This window comes from Variovorax cryoconiti, assembly GCF_051216395.1.
Lineage (GTDB): Bacteria > Pseudomonadota > Gammaproteobacteria > Burkholderiales > Burkholderiaceae_C > Variovorax.
Map to the genome: position 1 here is coordinate 179,042 of NZ_JBPJZI010000001.1, position 15,666 is coordinate 194,707.

The 15,666-nt window shown below is 69.1% G+C and carries 13 protein-coding genes; 6 read left to right on the top strand and 7 right to left on the bottom strand.

Annotated elements, in window-relative coordinates:
- Positions 1 to 7: 7 nt before the first annotated feature.
- From ACSFA2_RS00950 to ACSFA2_RS00970, 5 genes are read right to left on the bottom strand one after another with little or no spacing between them, the layout of a single operon-like run.
- Positions 8 to 1,207, bottom strand: a complete 1,200-nt coding sequence (locus tag ACSFA2_RS00950; protein WP_435453443.1) for an ABC transporter substrate-binding protein — start codon at positions 1,205 to 1,207, stop codon at positions 8 to 10.
- A gap of 25 nt (positions 1,208 to 1,232) precedes the next feature.
- Entirely contained in the window at positions 1,233 to 2,477 is a 1,245-nt protein-coding gene (locus tag ACSFA2_RS00955; protein WP_435453444.1) for an NAD(P)/FAD-dependent oxidoreductase, read from the bottom strand.
- Positions 2,477 to 2,800: a 2Fe-2S iron-sulfur cluster-binding protein gene (locus tag ACSFA2_RS00960; RefSeq protein WP_435453445.1), complete on the bottom strand. Its 324-nt coding sequence runs from the start codon at positions 2,798 to 2,800 to the stop codon at positions 2,477 to 2,479. Before ACSFA2_RS00960 ends, ACSFA2_RS00955 begins: the two co-directional genes overlap by 1 nt.
- A 10-nt stretch (positions 2,801 to 2,810) precedes the next feature.
- Entirely contained in the window at positions 2,811 to 4,250 is a 1,440-nt protein-coding gene (locus tag ACSFA2_RS00965; RefSeq protein WP_435453446.1) for a glutamine synthetase family protein, read from the bottom strand.
- Positions 4,251 to 4,263: 13 nt separating this feature from the next.
- Positions 4,264 to 5,598, bottom strand: coding sequence for an aromatic ring-hydroxylating dioxygenase subunit alpha (locus ACSFA2_RS00970; protein ID WP_435453447.1), 1,335 nt, complete (start codon positions 5,596 to 5,598; stop codon positions 4,264 to 4,266).
- Between the two features lie 285 nt (positions 5,599 to 5,883).
- On the opposite strand from ACSFA2_RS00970, the gene ACSFA2_RS00975 reads away from it, so the two are divergent.
- Positions 5,884 to 6,618, top strand: a complete 735-nt coding sequence (locus ACSFA2_RS00975) for a GntR family transcriptional regulator (protein WP_435453448.1) — start codon at positions 5,884 to 5,886, stop codon at positions 6,616 to 6,618.
- A 525-nt stretch (positions 6,619 to 7,143) separates the two neighbouring features.
- Here the strand turns inward: ACSFA2_RS00975 and ACSFA2_RS00980 are convergent.
- Positions 7,144 to 8,046 carry a LysR family transcriptional regulator gene (locus ACSFA2_RS00980; protein ID WP_435453449.1) on the bottom strand — a complete coding sequence of 301 codons (903 nt, stop codon included), beginning with the start codon at positions 8,044 to 8,046 and terminating at the stop codon, positions 7,144 to 7,146.
- A gap of 119 nt (positions 8,047 to 8,165) precedes the next feature.
- On the opposite strand from ACSFA2_RS00980, the gene ACSFA2_RS00985 reads away from it, so the two are divergent.
- From ACSFA2_RS00985 to ACSFA2_RS01005, 5 genes are read left to right on the top strand one after another with little or no spacing between them, the layout of a single operon-like run.
- Positions 8,166 to 9,401 carry an NAD(P)/FAD-dependent oxidoreductase gene (locus ACSFA2_RS00985; RefSeq protein ID WP_435453450.1) on the top strand — a complete coding sequence of 412 codons (1,236 nt, stop codon included), beginning with the start codon at positions 8,166 to 8,168 and terminating at the stop codon, positions 9,399 to 9,401.
- On the top strand, positions 9,401 to 11,359 hold the full coding sequence (locus ACSFA2_RS00990) for a hydantoinase/oxoprolinase family protein (protein ID WP_435453451.1): 1,959 nt from the start codon (positions 9,401 to 9,403) through the stop codon (positions 11,357 to 11,359). The genes ACSFA2_RS00985 and ACSFA2_RS00990 overlap by 1 nt, the downstream gene beginning before the upstream one ends.
- Positions 11,356 to 12,972, top strand: coding sequence for a hydantoinase B/oxoprolinase family protein (locus ACSFA2_RS00995; protein WP_435453452.1), 1,617 nt, complete (start codon positions 11,356 to 11,358; stop codon positions 12,970 to 12,972). Before ACSFA2_RS00990 ends, ACSFA2_RS00995 begins: the two co-directional genes overlap by 4 nt.
- Positions 12,973 to 12,976: 4 nt before the next feature.
- Complete coding sequence (locus ACSFA2_RS01000; protein WP_435453453.1) at positions 12,977 to 13,978, top strand: tripartite tricarboxylate transporter substrate binding protein; 1,002 nt, start codon at positions 12,977 to 12,979, stop codon at positions 13,976 to 13,978.
- Positions 13,979 to 13,985: 7 nt separating this feature from the next.
- A complete protein-coding gene (locus ACSFA2_RS01005; RefSeq protein ID WP_435453454.1) occupies positions 13,986 to 14,372 on the top strand; it encodes a RidA family protein in 387 nt (128 codons plus the stop codon).
- A 13-nt stretch (positions 14,373 to 14,385) separates the two neighbouring features.
- On the opposite strand, the gene metK is transcribed toward ACSFA2_RS01005, so the two are convergent.
- Entirely contained in the window at positions 14,386 to 15,567 is a 1,182-nt protein-coding gene (gene metK, locus ACSFA2_RS01010) for a methionine adenosyltransferase (protein ID WP_435453455.1), read from the bottom strand.
- Positions 15,568 to 15,666 lie beyond the last annotated feature (99 nt).

Consider the following 15,666-nt stretch of genomic DNA (forward strand, 5'->3'; position numbering starts at 1 on the left):
AGCCCAGTTACTTCGCGGCGTCCTTGGCCGGGTCCTTGACCTTGTCGAACTTGTCGAACTCGACGTTCACCAGCTTGCCGTCGACCTTCTCGGTCTTGCGGATGTAGACGGTCTGCACGATGTCGCGCGTGACCGGGTCGATCTCGATCGGGCCGCGCGGGCTCTCGAAGGCGAGGCCCTTGAGTGCATCCATCACCTTGTCGCCCGACACGTCGCCCTTGGTCTTGGCGAGCGCGAGGTCGATCGCGGCCATGGCGTCGTAGGCGGTCACGGCGAAGTAGCTCGGGCGCAGCGAGGTGCCGAACTGCGCGACGAAGTCCTTCACGAACTTCTGGTTCTTCGGCGAGGGATGCGCGTACGAGTAGTGGTGGCTGGTCACCAGGCCCAGCGCCACGTCGCCGGTGGCGTCGAGGTAGCTGTCGTCGGTGGCTTCGCCGGTCGCGAAGAGCTTGATGCCGGCTTCGTCCATGCCGCGTTCCTTCCAGACCTTGAGGAAGGCCGGCGGCATCACGCCCGAGGGAAAGAAGAAGAACACCGCTTGCGGCTTGGCGTCCTTGATGCGCTGCACGTAGGCCGAGAAGTCAGGGTTGTTCATGGGTGTGCGGACTTCGCCGACCACCTTGCCGCCTTCGGCCGTGAAGGCCTTCTTGAAGGCCGTCTCGGCATCGACGCCGGAGGCGTAGTCGGCCACCACGGTGTAGGCCTCCTTCACGCCCTGCTTGGCCATCCAGCGGGCCATCGGGTCGGTCACCTGCTGCACCGTGAACGACAGCCGCGCGACGTAGGGCGAGCTGGTGGTGATGGCCGACGACGCCGCGTTCATCACGAGCGTCGGGATCTTCGCCTGCGTGGCGATGGCGCCCACCGCATAGGCGTTGGGGCTGAAGTCGAGGCCGGTGAGGATGCTCACCTTGTCGCGCACGACCAGCTCCTGCGCGATGCGCTTGGCCGCGTCGGGCGCCGGGCCGGCCGTGTCCTTCTTGATGATCTCGACGGTGCGGCCGGCGATCTTGCCGCCGTGTTCCTTCAGGTACAGCGCCACGCCGGCATCGAACTGCCGGCCGTAGTCGGCGTAAGGGCCGGAATAGGTGGCGATCATGCCGATGCGCAGCGGCTCGTCGGCCGCGTGCGCGCTGCCGAAAGCGCCCATGGCCGTGAGCGCGGCGAGGGCGAGGGTGGCGAGGGTGTTTCGCTTGGTCATCTTCATCATGGAACTCCGAGGGTGGAAGGAATCAGGTTGCGGCCGTCGGCACGCTCTTCAGGTCGAAAGAGGTATCGGCCAGTTGCGCGGCGGTGGGCTGCGCGCGCGCGGCAATCAGCTTGCGGCTCTGCATGTGCTCGGCCGGCTTGTTGACCGAATGAGCCCCGACCAGCACGCCGTCGCGCAGGTAGAACAGGCTGAACTTGTCGCTGGCGATGTCGCCGCGGGTCACGACCTCGTCGCCGTGCACCGGCAGGCCGGCCATCTGGAACTTGAGGTCGAACTGGTCGCTCCAGAACCACGGCACGGCGGTGTTGGGCTGCTCGCGCCCGACCACCACCGACGCGGCGGCACGGGCGCCGTCGTTGGCCGCCTGGATCGACTCGAGGCGCACGCGCGTCGGCCCGCCGGGCACCGGCGCGACCGCCATGGAGGCCACGTCGCCGGCCGACAGCACGCGCGGTGCCGAGGTGCGGCCGAACGCATCGACCACGATGCCGTTGTCGACGGCCAGGCTGGCGGCCTGCGCCAGCTCGACGTTGGGCAGCACGCCGACGCCGAGCACCACCAGGTCGCAGTCGACGCGGTGGCCGTCCGTCAGCTCGACCGCGTCGACATGGCCATTCGTGCCGTGCAAGGCGCGCACGCCGCGGCCCGTCAGCAGTTCGATGCCGCGGCGCCGGTGGGCGTTCTCGACGTACGCCGACATGATCGGCGGGAAGCTGCGCGTCAGCAGGTGCGGCTGGGCCTCGACCACCGTGACCTCGACGCCGCGCGTGCGCAAGGCCGATGCCACTTCGAGGCCGATGAAGCCGCCGCCGATGACGCAGGCGCGCTTCGTGCGCTCGGCCGCGTCGGCCACGCGCAGGGCGTCGTCGAGCGTGCGCAGTTCGACGACGCCGTCGAGTTCGGCGCCCGGCACCGTGAAGGGCCGGCAACGTGCGCCGGTCGTCAGGGCGAGCCAGCCGTAGTCGAGCGTGCGGCCATCGGCGAGCGTGACCGTGCGCGCGCCGGCGTCGACCGCGGCGGCGCGCTGGCCGAGTTGCAGGTCGATGCGGTTCTGCGTGAAGAAATCGGGCCCGCGCAGTTGCAGCTGGTCAAGCGTCGTCTTGCCGGTGAGCAGCCCCTTCGACAGCGGCGGCCGCTGATAGGGTGCGTGGCGTTCGTCGCCGAGGATCGTGATCGGCTCCTCGAAGCCGATCTCGCGCGCGGTGGCCGCGAGCTGCACGCCGGCGTACGAGGCGCCGACGATCACCAGGGTCTTCGCGCCGGGCATCAGATCTGCGTCTCCGGCACGCGTACCGTGATGCCGTCGAGCGCGGCCGTCATCGTGATCTGGCAGCTTAGGCGGCTGCCCGGCTGGCGTTCGGAAGCGACGCCGTCGAGCAGGTCGTTCTCCATGTCGTCGGCCGGCGGCAGCAGGGCGATGAAGGCGTCGTCGACGTAGACGTGGCAGGTGGCGCAGGAGCAGGAGCCGCCGCATTCGGCGTCGATGCCGCGCACGTTGTTGCGCACGGCGTTCTCCATGACGCTGCTGCCGGGCTTGGCGTCGATGCTGCGGGTGCTGCCGTCTTTGAGGATGTAGTGGATCGTGGGCATCGTGGTCTGTTTAAAACATGTCGAAGTACTCGCGATGTTCCCATTCGCTGACGTCGAGGTTGAAGCGGGCGATCTCCGCTTCCTTGATGTGGCAGAGGTAGTCGACGAAGGTCTTGCCCATCTGTTCGTTGAGCATGGCGTCGTCGCGCAGGCAGGCGAGCGCATCGCCGAGCGAGCGCGGCAGCTGCTGGGCTGGCGTCTCGTACGGTGCATCGGCCGACGGGCCAGGGTCGGTCTGGTTCCGGATGCCGTCGAGACCCGAGAACAGTTGCGACGCGAGGTAGAGGTACGGGTTGGCCGTCGGCTCGCCCACGCGGTTCTCGATGCGCGTCGCCTTCTGGCCGGGGCCGCCGAGCACGCGCAGCATCGCGCCGCGGTTGTCGCGCGCCCAGATGGCGCGGTCGGGGGCCAGCGAGAAGGGGCGGTAGCGGCGGTAGCCGTTGATGGTCGGGCTCGCGAGCGCCGCGGCGCCGCAGGCGTGCTCCTTCAGGCCGCCGAGGTAGTGCAGGCCGAGCGTGCTCAGGTCCTGGCCTTCGGCCTCGGGCATGAAGGCGTTGACGCCGTCGCTCTTGCGCCGCAGCGACTGGTGCAGGTGCCAGCCGCTGGACATCACGTTCGGGATCTTCGGCCGGCACATGAAGGTCGCGTGGTAGCCCGCGCGCTGGCAGATCTGCTTGATGGCGCTGCGCAGCAGCACCATGGTGTCGGCCGGCAGCACGCCGGCGGTGGGGCCGAAGGTGAGTTCGAACTGGCTCGGGCCGTATTCGATTTCCAGCGAGCGCAGCGGCAGGCCGAGTCCGATCAGGTTGGAACGCAGCAGCTCCATCACCGGGTCGAGCCGGTCGTAGCGCAGCTCGGTGAGGTACTGGTGGCCGTGCGACAGCAGGGACACGCGCGGCGGCTCGCCCGGCTGCCCTGAGTCGCCCAGACCGAGGCGCGGGTCGTCGAGCTTGAAGACATGGAACTCGACCTCGAGCCCGGCGATGAAGTCCAGGCCGAGTTCGTCGAGCTGCTTGACCGCGCGCTGCAAGATCTGCCGCGTGGCGAAGGGGCAGGGCTTGCCATCGGCCATGTAGGCGTCGCACAGCACCCAGCCGGTACGCGGCGACCACGGCAGCACCTTGAAGGTGGCGGGGTCGGCCACCACGGTGAAGTCGGCGCCGCCCTGGAAGCCCTCCATGGCGAAGCCGCCGCCGGCGCTGAACACCGGGAACACGGTCTTGTGCGAGGTGTCCTTGGCGAGCAGGGTCGACGTGAGGTTCACGCCGTCCCACAGCGCGTCGCGCGCCTCGCTGGCCACCAGCGTCTTGCCGCGCAGGATGCCGTGCTGGTCGGGGAACGCGAAGCGCACCACGTCGACCTCGCCGCTGTCGAGCCGACGCGCCAGTTCCTTCGCCTGTTTCTCCTGGTCGTCGGACCAGAGGCCGAAGCGATTCACGAAATTGCTCATGGCGTGCGGTGCCTCAAGCGCCGAGCCGCGCGGCGGCCCAGGTGGATTGGAGGCGGCGCTCGCGGTCGGCCTGCTGCCAGTACGCTTGCGGGCCGACGCCTTCGCCGGCCTTCTCGTTCACGCCGTCGATCGACGGCGGGCCCGACATGGCGCTCGCCTGTTCCTGGCCGATGACCATCGGCGCGCCTTCGCCGGCCTGCGTGCTTTCGATGGCCTTCACCAGCATGCGGCGGAAGGCGATGATGCCCTTGTCGGTCGTGCCCAGGTGCTCGCGCGTGCGGTCTTGGATCGGGCCTTGCGACTCGACGGCCCACTGGTCGTGCACGTTGATGTCCTCGCCCATGCCGGTGTAGGTCTTGGTCAGCTGTTCGTTGACGTCGTAGCCGTAGTCGTTGCGCTTGTTCTTGCGCGAGGTGTAGTTCGGCAGTTCGTACAGTTCCAGGCGCTGGTCGCGCATCTGCTGCTTGTCGACCGGGCCGGTGAAGCTGGTGAAGATGGCGTACCAGTAGCAGTGCGTGTCGTCGACCGGCACATGCCATTGCGAGATGGTCATCTCGGTGCTCATCGGGATCACGAAGGCCTGCGGGAACACGACGTTGGTGACGCGCACATGCGTGTCGGTGTCCGACACCTTGCGCAGCGTGGTCAGGCGCACGCCGTAGTCGGTGCTGTCGACGTTGATCTCGGGCAGATCGAACTCGCGCAGCACCTTGGTGATGGGCAGGTCGGAGTCCGCCGAGGCGCCGCGGAACTGCTTGCCGTAGCTTTCCGACGTGTCTTCGTCCTCGAAGAAGCGGTGCAGGTACGACGCATGGGCCGGGTCGATGCCCACCTCGAGCGCCTGCAGCCAGTTGCACTCGAACAGGCCCTTGAAGGCGAAGGTGTGCGAGTCGGGGGCGACGAAGCAGTCGAACTCGGGGAATGCCGGCGGCTCGCCTTCGCCGATGTAGGCAAAGATGGTCCCGCTCTTCTCGACGACCGGGTAGGCCGCCTGCTTGATGCGCGTGCACAGCTTGCTGCCGACCGGCTCGGCGGGGGTTTCGAGGCAGTTGCCCTTGGCGTCGAACAGCCAGCCGTGGAAGGGGCAGCGCAGGCCGCCGCCTTCGAGCCGGCCAAAGGCCAGGTCGGCACCGCGGTGCGGGCAGTCGCGGTCGAGCATGCCCAACTGGCCGTTCTCATCGCGGAACAGGACGAAGTGCTGGCCCATCAGCTGCACGGGCTTCACCGGGCGCGGGCCGGCGAGTTCGTCCGAGATCGCCACCGGCTGCCAGTAGCGGCGCAGCAACTGGCCGGCGGGCGTTCCGGGGCCGACCCGGGTGATGAGGTCGTTCTGTTCGGCGCTGATCATGCGTGGAGCTCCATCGAGGGTTTGACGAACATGCATTGCATGCAGTTGCATACATTGTCGAAGCTGTCTTTGTCGAAGGTCAACGCCTTTCTACAAATTCAGTGGGTTATTGACCCGAAATCAGGGGTTAATGCTGAGTTTCTCGCGCACCTTTGATGTGCGTCAACGTCCTGATTTGGGTTGTTGATGCCAATGTATGCAACAACCGGACCAATGTCCGTCTCTTGCGTGCATGCGAGGTGTCTCTCCTAGAATGGGCCTCCTTTGCTGCGCCTTGCGAATCCCATGGACTCCCAACAATCCCGCGTGCTGGTCCAGCTGCGCGACATGATCCTCAAGGGCGAATTCCTGCCCGGCGAGCGGCTCGCCGAGATCCCGCTGGCCGAAAAACTCGGTGCGTCGCGCACGCCCGTTCGGCTCGCGCTCACGAGCCTGGAGCACGAAGGGCTGATCGAGCAGTCGCCCTCGGGCGGCTACCAGATGCGCCGCTTCACGTCGCGCGAGATCGCCGATGCGATCCGCGTGCGTGGCGTGATCGAGGGCTTTGCCGCGCGCCTGCTGGCGGAAGACGGTGCGCCACGCCAATTGATGCGCGACCTGCACGAGTGCCTCGACGCCGGCGACAAGGCCGTCAACAAACCGACCATGGAGCTCGATGACTACGCGGCCTATGTCGAGATGAACGACCGCTTCCACAAACTCATCATGGACGGCTGCGGCAACTCGGCGCTGCGCCGCGTGATGGACATGCTCGACGGCCAGCCCTTCGCGTCACCGAGCGCGATGTTGCCGATGCAGTCGTCGATGGAGGAGGGCCAGCAGTGGATGCGGCAGGCGCATCGCACGCACCATGCGCTGGTGCAGGCGATCGAGCGGGGGCAGGGCTCGCGCGCGCAGGCGCTGGGTGAGGAGCATGTGGAGATCGCGCGGATGAATCTCGATTACGCGTTGGAGCGGCCGGAGTTGGCTGCGGAGCTGATGCCGGGGATGAAGCTGGTCGCTGGGAAGGCGCGGGGGTGACTCTTCTTCGTTTTTTTTGTTGAGAGCGCCCGGCAGGCGGTGCGGGCCGGACGACCCCGGTGCGCCGGCCGCTTCGCGGCTTCCCTGCGGTGCTCGCGCCATCGGCTGCGTCGCAGAACTCGCTGCGCTCACTTCGTTCCCTTCGCTCAGACAGCTGCGACGAGTCAGATGTTGAAGCGCGCTGCGCGCGCAGCCGATGGCACTGCGCGCCTCGGCGGCGCACAGGGGATCGCCCGGCCCGCACCGCCTGCCGGGCTTTAGGGCGCGCGACGATTGCGCTCGCCGGAAAGAGATGCACAACGATCGCGTCCACGTCGGTGGGTGGTATGTCTTTGGGCGGCTGTTGAGGCTCCGGCGAGCACCGCAGGGGCAGGCGGATCAGGGCCGCGCGTGTCTGAGCGAAGCGAGTTTGCGCGGACCCCGCCTGACGCGAGGAGCAGCAGCGAAGCCCGAAGGGCCGGAGACGGCTGCCGCCCAAAGGCATACCGCCAGCCGACGCCCCCCCGAACCCCCGAACCGCTGTCCTCAGGCCTTCCCAACCCCCCGCCCCGCATGCCGCTGCATCATCGCCACGAACGCTTCCGCAGCTGGTGACAGCGCCATCCCCCGCCGCTGATACACATAGAACTGCCGCCGAATCTCCGGCCCACGCAGTGGCACGAAGCGCACCTTGAAGTTGTCCGCGAACATGCGTGCGTAGTCGGGCACCGCGGCCAACCCGGAACCCACGCCGACCATCGCAAGCGCGGTCGTCAGGTACCCCACCTCGACGGCCGTCTGCATCGACAGCGAGGCGTCGTGCGACTGCAGGATGCGTTCGAGCTGTCGGTTGAACTCGCTCGAATAGATCACCCAGCGCTCGTCGCGCAGTTCGTCCCACGACACGCCGCGACGCTGGGCCAGCGGGTGCTTGGCGGGGCATACCATGCGGATCGGGACGTCCATCAGGAAGGTGCGCGTGACGTCTTCGCCCACGGTGCGTTCGGGGCCGACGCCGAGTTCCGCCTCGCCGCGGCGCACCACGCCGACCACGTCGTCGGTCGTCGCGTCGGTCACGCGCAGGCCGATGTCGGGGTGCGCCGTCGCGAACTCACCCAGCACCGTGGAGATCCAGGTGCAGCTCAGCATCTGCGGCGCGACCACGCGCAACAGCCCGGTGCGCAGCGAGCGCAGGTCCGACGCGCCCTCGACCACCTGGTTCACGTCGTCGAGGATGCGGCGGGCCAGGGGCAGCAATTGCTGGCCGGCTTCGGTCAGGGTGACGGCAGCGCCGCGGTCGAACAGCACGACGCCCAGCGCTTCTTCCAACTGCTGCACCAGCATGCTGACGGCCGACTGCGTGAGGTTCACCTGCTTGGCTGCCGCGGTGAAGCTGCCGGCGCGCGCCACGGCAGAAAAGGCGCGCATCTGGCGGAAGCTGATGTTCATGGGCGCACCAGGGTGGGACGGTCGAGGAAGGGCATGGCGCTCGATTATCAGAAAGTCTGATGCACACATCAAAAGAATTGGCTTGCTTGATGATGGCGCCGATTCACAGAATGCGCCGCATGCACATCGCCGTCATCGGAACCGGCATCGTGGGCGTCTGCACCGCAGCCTGGCTGCAGCGCGACGGTCACCAGGTCACCTTCATCGATCCCCTCGAACCGGGCGAAGCCTGCTCGTTCGGCAATGCGGGTTCGCTCTCGCCCAGTGCCTGCCTGCCGGTCGGCATGCCCGGCATGTGGAAGCGCGTGCCGCGCTGGCTGCTCGACCCGCTGGGACCGCTCACCGTGCGCTGGCGCTATGCGCCGGTCGTGCTGCCCTGGCTGGTGCGCATGCTGCGGCACTCGACCCGCGAGGAGGTCACGCGCATCGCCACGGCCTTGCGCACGCTGCTCGAACCCATCTTCGACTGCTACGACCCGCTGTTGGCCCATGCCGACGCGCAATCGCTGGTGCGGCGCAGCGGCTGCCTCTACGTTTACTCGTCGCGCGAGGCAGCGGCGCAATGGCAGTGGGGCATGAACCTGCGCCGCTCGCTCGGTGTGAAGCTGGTCGACGTCGAGCGCGACGAGCTCGAGGCGCTGGAGCCCGACCTGAAGGGCCGCTTCCGCTTCGGCCTGCTGGCGCCGGACAATGGCTCGACGGCGGACCCGTCCGCGCTCGTGAAAGCCTTGCATGCGCGCTGCGTCACCGACGGCGCGCGGCGCAACGGTCACAGTGCCCTGGGCTTCGAGCGCCAGGCCGGCCGGGTAACTGGCGTGCAACTCGACTCGGGGGCGACGCTGGCCGTCGACGGCGTGGTCGTCGCGGCCGGCGCGTGGTCAGCGCCCCTGGCGGCGGCGCTGGGCGAGCGCGTGCCGCTCGAGACGCAGCGCGGCTACCACGTCACCGTGCGCAGTTCCAACCTCGCCCTGCGTCACACCGTGATGGCCGTCGAACACAACCTGATGGTCAACCCGATGGCGATGGGCCTGCGCCTGGCCGGCACGGTGGAATTCGGCGGCCTGCAGGCACCACCGAACTACGAGCGCGCCGACGCGTTGCTGCAGCAAGGCCGCCATCTGTTCCCGCACCTCGACACCTCCGAGATCACACGCTGGATGGGCCACCGACCGTGCATGCCCGACAGCCTGCCGGTGGTCGGCCGCGCGCGCGGCGCCGACAACGCCTGGCTCGCCTTTGGCCATGGCCACATGGGCATGTGCATGGGCGCCAGCTCCGGCCGCGAGATCGCGCACCTGGTGGCGGGCCGCGCACCGCAGGTCGACCTGACGCCGTTCCGGCCCGACCGCTTCTGATGGCCGCGACAGACACCTTACGCTGGGCGATCGGTGTCGACATGGGCGGCACCTTCATCGACGCCGTCGCGGTGGCCGACGACGGCCGGCTGGTGAGCCTGAAGCATCCGCGCGAAGCGGGGAAACTGGCCGAGCCCGTGCTGGCCGCCATCAACCGCCTCTGCGCCGAGAGCGGCATCGCGCCGCCGCAGGTGGCCCGCATCGTGCACGGGTCCACCGTGGTCACCAATCTGCTGCTCGAACAGAACGCCCCGCCCGTCGCGGTGCTGACGACCGCCGGCATGGGCGACGTGCTGGCGCTCGCGCGCCAGGAGCGCCGCGAACTCTATCTGCCGGTCATCGCCAGGCCGACGCCGGACGAGCGGCTGTTTCCCGCGCACCTGCGTTTCGAGATCGGCGGGCGCATCGACGCGCAGGGCCGCGAGACGGCACCGCTGGCGCTCGACCGCTTCGACCGCATCGCCGACGCCATCTCGCAATCCGGCGTGCGCGCCGTGGCCGTGTGCCTGCTCTTCGCGCATCGCAACCCGATGCACGAACAGCAACTGCGCGATGTGCTAGCCGCGCGGCTCCCGCATCTGATGGTGTCGCTGTCGAGCGAGGTTGATCCGAAGCCGCGCGAGTTCGAACGCTTTCTCACCACCGCGCTCGACGCCTACGCCAAGCCGATGGTGGCCGACTACCTGCGCGAACTGGCGAGCGCGCTCACGACGCGTGGCCTGCCCGAACCCTTCCTGATGCGCTCCGAAGGCGGCACCGGCACCTGGCGCGACGTGGCCGCGCGGCCGGTCGGCCTGGCGATGTCCGGGCCGTGCGCCGCGCTGGAAGGCGTGGCCGCGAGCCTGGGTGGGCGCGCGGGTGCGCCGGCCGTGGTGATGGCCATCGACGTCGGCGGCACCAGCACCGACATCGGCATCGTCGAGCACGGACGGCCGGCTTTCGGCGACGCGCTGCAGGTTGGTGAACTGAGCCTGCGACTGCGCTGCGCGGATGTCGAATCGCTCTCGGTCGGTGGCGGCAGCGTGGTGCGTGCGCTGCCGGGCGGTGCGTTGCGGCTCGGGCCGCGCTCGCAGGGCGCGTGGCCCGGTCCCGCGGCCTACGGCCTGGGCGGCGATCGCGCGACGCTGACCGACGCGCTGTGTGTGCTGGGTCGGCTGCCGGCGCAGCTTGCGGGTGGCGTGTCGCTCGACCGCGCGGCCGCCGAGGCGGCGCTGCAGCGTGACGTTGCCACGCCGCTGGGCATCGATGTCAAGGACGCGGCCCAGGCCACCGTCCGCACCGCCGCATCGGCGATGGCCGAGGCGCTGAAGATGCGCAGCTTCCAGCGCGGGCTCGATCCGGCCGACAGCCTGCTCGTGGCCGCCGGTGGCGGTGGCGCGCAGCACGCCGCCGAAGTCGCGGATCTGGCCGGCATGACGCAGGTGCGCGTGCTGCCGCAGGCCGGTGTGATCGCCGCGCTCGGCATGCTGTGCGCCGTGCCGACGCAGACGGCGGAGCAGGCGATGGATGTGCTGTTGGACGACGACCAGTTGCAGGCCCTGCGCACGCAGGCCGACGTGCAGGGCCCGGCCACGCACTGGCACCTTGCGCTGTGCCACGCCGGCCAGGAGTTCGCCATCGACGTGCCGTGGTCGCCCGACGCCGACACGGTCGATGCGCTCGCGGAACGCTTCGAACGGCGCCATGCGCAATTGCGCGGCAATGTGCCGGCGCGGCAGGCCTTGCGGGTGCGCCAGATGCGCACGGTGTTTGAAGCGGCGTTGCCGCAGCCGGTGCCTTTCACGGTGTCCCCATCGGAAGCCGCTGCGAGTGCGTGGGTCGGCCTGCCGCCCTCGGGCAACGGCCCGGCCTCGCTCTTCGCCGCGCTCACCACCGTCTGGGTGCCCGAAGGCTGGCGCTGGCAGCGCCTTCCCGACGACTCATTGCTGCTCGAACGCAACACGGATGCGGCAGCATGACCAATGCCAACGTCACCGCCCGCATGGAGCCGCTGCGCCTCGCGCTGCAGGGCGCCGTCGACCGCATGCAGACCGGCATGATGCGCGCCGCCTACTCGTCCATCGCCCGTGAGGGCGGCGATTGCGCGGCGGCGCTGTTCCTGCCCGACGGTCGGCTGCTGGCGCAGGCGCGCTCGTTGCCGCTGCTGCTGGGCTCGCTGATCCCCGCGGTCGGCGGCGTGCTCGCGCGCTTTCCCGCTGCATCGATGCGCGAGGGTGAGGGCTACCTGATGAACGACCCATGGTCCGGCGGCACGCATTTGCCCGACCTCGTGGTGGTGCGGCCAGTGCTGCTCGGCGACAGCGTCATCGCCGTGGCCGCGACCTGCCTGCACCACCAGGACGTGGGCGGCATGGCGCCGGGCTCCATCCCGCCCAACGCCACCGAGATCTACCAGGAAGGCCTGCGCCTGCCGCCGCTGCGTTGGCGCACGGCCGACGGCATCGACGCCGGCGTGCAGACCATCCTCGACGCCAACAGCCGCACGCCGGTGAACCTGCGCGGCGACCTGGCGGCGCAGTGGTCGGCGGTGAGCCTGGGCGCGCGCGAACTCGCGGCGCTGGCCGAGCGCACCGGCGATGTCTTTCTGCCCGTGTGCGACGCGCTCATCGCGCAGGCTGAGCAGATGACCCGCGCCGCGCTGCGCGACGCGCCGGACGGCGACTGGGCCTGGCAGGACCAGCTCGATGGCGACGGCGTCAGCGACGACCCGGTGCGCATCGCGGTGCGCATCCGCAAGACCGGTGACGCCATCGACATCGACTTCGCCGGCAGTTCGCCCCAGGTGCGCGGGCCAGTCAATGCGTCGCCCGGCAGCGTGCTGTCGGCGGCGCTCTTCTTCATGCGCACGCTGGCGCCCGACGCACCGAACAACGCGGGCTGCCTCGCGCCGCTGACGTTGCACCTGCCGCCCGGCAGCGTGCTGAACCCCGACTTGCCTGCCGCAGTGAACGCGCGTACAGCGACTGTGAAGATGGCCTGCAACGCGATGCTCGGCGCCTGGTCGCAGGCAGCGGTGGGCGTGTCGGTGGCGCCGCACGCGGGCGTCGCCACCGTGATGTCGCTGAGCGGCACGCGCGCCGATGGCCGGCGCTGGGTGCTCACCGAAATCATCGCGAGCGGCGCCGGCGCGAGCGCACAGGGTGCCGGCACGCCGGGCGTGTCGACCGACATCGGCAACGCGCGCAACACGCCGGTCGAGGTGATCGAGAGCGAGGCGCCGCTGCAGGTCGAGTGCTATGCGATCCGCCACGGCTCGGGCGGCGCGGGCCTGCATGCGGGCGGCGACGGCGTGCGCCGTGTGTACCGGCTGCTCGAAGGTCGCGCGTCGCTGTCGTACCGCGGCGAGCGGCACGTGTCGCAGGCGCGCGGTGCGCAAGGCGGCGGCGCGGGCGCGTCGTCGGCCGCACGCATCGAGCGCGCCAACGGAGACGTGGAGACGCTGAGCGCACGTGCCCGCACCGAATGGCATGCCGGCGACCGCCTCGTGATCGAGACGGCCGGCGGTGGCGGCTGGGGCGCGATCGACGCCGCCACCGCGAACGACCCCCATGCAACGAACCCCCAGGAGTGAACTGATGACATCCACCCCCCTTCTCCAACGCGGTCGCCGCCTCGCACTCGGCGGCGCCATGGCACTGGCCGCCACGGCGATGCTGCCCTCGATGGCCGCTGCGCAGAGCTTCCCGACCAAGCCGATCCGCATCGTCGTGCCCTTCCCGCCGGGCGGCAGCACCGACCTGCTGGCGCGCCGCATCGGCGAAAAGCTGGCGGCCGTGTGGGGCCAGCCCGTGGTGGTCGACAACCGCGCCGGTGCCGGCGGCACGCTGGGCGCCGACTACGTCGCCAAGTCGGCGCCCGACGGCTACACGCTGCTCATGGGCGTGACCGGCAGCAACGCCATCGCCAACGCGCTGTACCCCAAGCTGCCTTACGACGTGGTGAAAGACTTCGCACCGGTATCGCTCGTGGTCTCGTCGCCCCTGGTGCTGGTGCGCAACCCGAACTTCGCGCCGAAGACGGTGCAGGAACTGGCGGCCGCGGCCAAGGCCAAGCCGGGCTCGATCAGCTACGGCTCGCCGGGCAACGGCACCTCGATGCACCTCACCGGCGAGATGTTCAAGCTGTCGGCCAAGGTGTCGATGCTGCACATCCCGTACCGCGGCAGCGCCGGTGCGCTGAGCGACCTGATGGGCGGGCAGATCGACACGATGTTCGGCGACTTCCTCGTGGTCTGGCCGCAGCTGGAGGCCGGCAAGCTGCAGCCGATCGCCGTGACCTCGAAGACGCGTCACAAGATGCTACCCGCCGTGCCGACCATCGCCGAGAGCGGCTACCCCGGTTTCGAGGCGCTGTCGTGGCAGGGCCTGTTCGCGCCGGCCGCCACGCCGCCGGCGATCGTCGAGCAACTGAACCGCGAAGTGAACAAGGCGCTGGCCAGTGCCGACATCCAGGAATACTTCGGCTCGCGCGGCTTCACGCTGGGCGGCAGCAGCGCCACCGAGTTCAAGGCCTTCGTCAAGGTCGAGGCCGACAAGTGGGCCAAGATCGTCCAGGCGTCCGGCGCCAAGCCGGACTGAGCGGCGCATGGGACGCATCACGCACATCGGGCCGCCGGTGGTCCGTGCAGGGAAGACGCAACCGATCTCGCCGGCCGTGGTCGCCGAGGGCGCGCTGGTCTTCGTCTCAGGCCAGGTGCCGATGCGCGACGGGAAGCCCGCTGCGCCCGACATTGCAGGCCAGACGCATGTGGCACTCGACATGATCGAAGCCATCCTCGTGCGTGCCGGCTGCACGCTGGCCGACGTGGTCAAGACCACGGTGTGGCTGGTCGACGGTGCCGACTACCCGGCCTTCAATGCGGCCTGGGGCGAGCGCTTTGCGCCGGAGACGGCACCGGCGCGATCGACCGTGATTTCGGGGTTGATCGCGCCGGTGCTGGTGGAGATCGAGGCGGTTGCGGTGCGCCGTTGAACCCCGGGACGGGTCAGAGCCCGGCGGCAGCCCGCAGCTCAGCCGCCTTGGTCGTCGCTTCCCACGTGAACTCCGGCTCTTCGCGGCCAAAGTGGCCGTAGGCGGCGGTCTTCTGGTAGATCGGCCGCAGCAGGTCGAGCATCTGGATGATGCCCTTGGGGCGCAGGTCGAAATGCGCGCGCACCAGCGCGGCGATCTTCTCGTCGGGGATCAGGCCGGTGCCTTCGGTGTAGACCGTGATGTTCATCGGCTCGGCCACGCCGATCGCATAGGCGACCTGGATCTGGCACTGGCGCGCGATGCCGGCGGCCACGATGTTCTTGGCCACGTAGCGCGCGGCGTAGGCGGCCGAGCGGTCGACCTTCGACGGGTCCTTGCCCGAGAACGCGCCACCACCGTGCGGGCAGGCGCCGCCGTAGGTGTCGACGATGATCTTGCGGCCGGTCAGGCCACAGTCGCCTTGCGGGCCACCGATGACGAAGCGGCCGGTCGGGTTGATCAGGTAGCGCGTGTTTTGCAGCCATTCCTTGGGCAGCACCGGCTTGATGATCTCCTCGATGATGGCTTCGTTGAACGACGCCTTCATCTTGGTGGCCGTCTCGCTCTGGTCCGGGTGGTGCTGCGTGGAGAGCACCACGGTGTCGATGCTGTGCGGCTTGCCGTCGACATAGCGCATCGTGACCTGGCTCTTGGCGTCGGGGCGCAGGAAGGGCAGGCGGCCGTCCTTGCGCAGTTGCGCCTGGCGCTCGACCAGGCGGTGCGCGTAATAGATGGGCGCGGGCATCAGCTCGGGCGTCTCGTCGCAGGCGTAGCCGAACATCAGGCCCTGGTCGCCGGCGCCGATGTTGAGGTGGTCGTCCGAGGCGTGGTCGACGCCCTGGGCGATGTCGTTGGACTGCTTGTCGTAGCAGACCATCACGGCGCAACCCTTGTAGTCGATGCCGTACTCGGTGTTGTCGTAGCCGATGCGCTTGATGGTGTCGCGTGCAACCTGGATGTAGTCGACGTGCGCGTTGGTGGTGATCTCGCCGGCGAGCACCACCAGGCCGGTGTTGGTCAGCGTCTCGGCGGCCACGCGGCTGCGCGGGTCCTGTTCGAAGATCGCATCGAGGATCGCGTCGGAGATCTGGTCGGCGACCTTGTCGGGGTGGCCTTCGGAGACGGATTCGGAAGTGAAGAGGAAATCGTTCGCCATGTGCTTTGAATGCTCCAACAGGTTGAAAGGCGCGTTGCCGATTCCTTGGGGAGCTCAGGCGAACGCTTTAGCAGAGGGCCGTTTCGGCCAAGGCACAAT